This window comes from Variovorax sp. 01T439_2 (assembly GCF_056398445.1).
In genome coordinates, this window is record NZ_JBFTPJ010000856.1 from 1 (window position 1) to 2,579 (window position 2,579).

The following is a 2,579-nucleotide window of genomic DNA, read 5'->3' on the forward strand; positions in this document are numbered from 1 at the left end:
CCTGCAACCGCACCGAGATCTATTGCGCCGCCGAGCATGCCGCGCTCGACCACACGGTCGGCTGGCTGGCCGAGAGCGGCGGCGTCGCGCCCGCGCTGCTGCGCTCGCATGCCTACACGCTGCAGGACGACGAGGCTGCGCGCCACGTCTTCCGCGTGGCCAGCGGGCTCGATTCCATGGTGCTCGGCGAAGCCCAGATCCTCGGCCAGATGAAGGACGCCGTGCGCGCGGCCGAAACCGCCGGCGCGCTCGGCAGCACGCTCAACCAGCTGTTCCAGCGCTCCTTCGCGGTCGCGAAAGAGGTGCGCACCGCCACCGAGATCGGCGCGCATTCCATCAGCATGGCCGCGGCGGCCGTCCGGCTGGCCGGCCAGCTGTTCGAAGACCTGCACCAGACGCGCGTGCTGTTCGTCGGCGCGGGCGAGATGATCGACCTGGCCGCCACGCATTTCGCGGCCAAGGACCCGAAGTCCATCGCCATTGCCAACCGCACGCTCGAGCGCGGCGAAAAGCTGGCCTCGCGCTTCGGCGGCGAGGCCATGCGGCTGGCCGACCTGCCCAGCCGGCTGGCCGAGTTCGACATCGTGGTGAGCTGCACCGCCAGCACGCTGCCGATCATCGGCCTGGGCGCGGTCGAGCGCGCACTCAAGGCCCGCAAGCACCGCCCGATGTTCATGGTCGACCTGGCCGTGCCGCGCGACATCGAGCCCGAGGTGAAGGCGCTCGAAGACATCTACCTCTACACCGTCGACGATCTCGCCCAGGTGGTGCAGCAGGGCCAGGCCAACCGCCAGGCCGCCGTGGCCGAGGCCGAGGTCATCATCGACGCCGGCGTGCAGAGCTTCATGCACTGGCTCGGCCAACGCGGCACCGTGCCGCTGATCCAGCAGCTCAATGCCCAGGCCGACGAGTGGCGCGCCGCCGAGATGGCGCGCGCGCGCAAGCTGCTGGCCAAGGGCGAATCGGTCGATGCGGTGCTCGAGGCCATGTCGCGCGGGCTCACGCAGAAGCTGCTGCACGGCGCCATGGCCGAGCTGCACGCGGGCGACGCCGCATCGCGCGAGCACACCGCGCAGACCATCTCGCGCCTGTTCCTGCGCAAAGAGCGTTAGCGACGCTCGCCAGCGGCCCGGCCCTGCCGGCCGCGGTCCCACATGCGCCCTGCCGCGGCACCGCGGCGCCCTTTCCCCATTTTTCCGAGCTCCTTTCCGCCGTGAAGACCTTTCTGCGCCACCAACTCGAACGCTATGCCCAGCGCCTGGGCGAACTCGACTTCCTGCTTTCGCGCGAAGACATCATGAGCGACATGGCGCAGTACCGCACCATCTCGCGCGAGCACGCCGAGATCACGCAGATCGCGGGCCGCTACGAGCGCTACAAGCAGCGCGAAGCCGACATCGCCGGCGCGGCCGAAATGCTCGAAGACCCCGACATGGCCGAGATGGCCCGCGAAGAAATCGCCGCCGCGCAGGCCGAGCTCGTGCAGCTCGAGGAAGAGCTGCAGCGCCTGCTGCTGCCCAAGGATCCGGACGACGCGCGCAACGCCTTCCTCGAAATCCGCGCCGGCACCGGCGGCGACGAGTCGGCGCTGTTCGCGGGCGACCTGCTGCGCATGTACACGCGCTACTGCGAGCGCGCCGGCTGGCGCTGCGAAGTGGTGAGCGAGAGCGAGAGCGAGCTCGGCGGCTACAAGGAAGTGGTGATCCGCATCGCCGGCAACGACGTCTTCGGCCGCCTGCGCTTCGAATCGGGCGGCCACCGCGTGCAGCGCGTGCCGGCCACCGAGACCCAGGGCCGCATCCACACCAGCGCCTGCACCGTGGCCGTGYTGGCCGAGCCCGACGAAACCGTGGCGGTGCAGATCAACCCGGCCGACCTGCGCATCGACACCTACCGCGCGAGCGGCGCCGGCGGCCAGCACATCAACAAGACCGACTCGGCCGTGCGCATCACGCACATTCCAACGGGCATCGTGGCCGAATGCCAGGACGACCGCAGCCAGCACCGCAACAAGGCCAAGGCGCTGCAGGTGCTGTCCGCGCGCATCCAGGAAAAGGACCGCAGCGAGCGCGCCGCCAAGGACGCCGCCATGCGCAAGGGGCTGATCGGCAGCGGCGACCGCTCCGACCGCATCCGCACCTACAACTTCCCGCAGGGCCGGCTCACCGACCACCGCATCAACCTCACGCTCTACAAGCTGCAGGCCATCATGGAAGGCGACCTCGGCGACGTGCTCGATGCGCTGCGCGCCGCACGCGAGGCCGAGCAGCTGGCCGAGCTCGAATCGAGCCTGCCGGCATGACGGCCGCGGCCACCACGCCGTCCACCGTGGCCCAGGCGCTGGCCGCGGCTGTCGCGCTGGGCGTCGACCGGCTCGACGCGCAACTGCTGCTGCTGCATGCGCTGGACCGCGCGCCGCACGACCGCGCCTGGCTGCTGGCGCACGACACCGACACCCTTTCCGATGCGGCCTGGTCCGCGCTTTCGGCGCAGCTGCCGCGCCGGCTGGCGGGCGAGCCGGTGGCCTACCTGCTCGGCGAAAAGGAATTCCACGGCCTCGGCCTGCAGGTGGATGCACG

2 protein-coding genes and 1 pseudogene are annotated in these 2,579 nt (G+C 70.6%); all 3 read left to right on the plus strand.

Going from position 1 to position 2,579, the window contains the following annotated elements:
- A partial coding sequence (gene hemA / locus AC1DOC_RS28815; RefSeq protein WP_478131033.1) for a glutamyl-tRNA reductase occupies window positions 1-1,112 on the plus strand: 1,112 nt, incomplete at its 5' end.
- 101 nt (window positions 1,113-1,213) lie between these two features.
- The gene (prfA, locus tag AC1DOC_RS28820) at window positions 1,214-2,302 is read left to right on the plus strand and encodes a peptide chain release factor 1 (RefSeq protein ID WP_015866980.1); all 1,089 of its coding nucleotides are present in this window, start codon (window positions 1,214-1,216) and stop codon (window positions 2,300-2,302) included.
- Window positions 2,299-2,579, plus strand: a pseudogene (locus tag AC1DOC_RS28825) (peptide chain release factor N(5)-glutamine methyltransferase); the annotation flags it as partial. The gene prfA and the pseudogene AC1DOC_RS28825, both read left to right, overlap by 4 nt.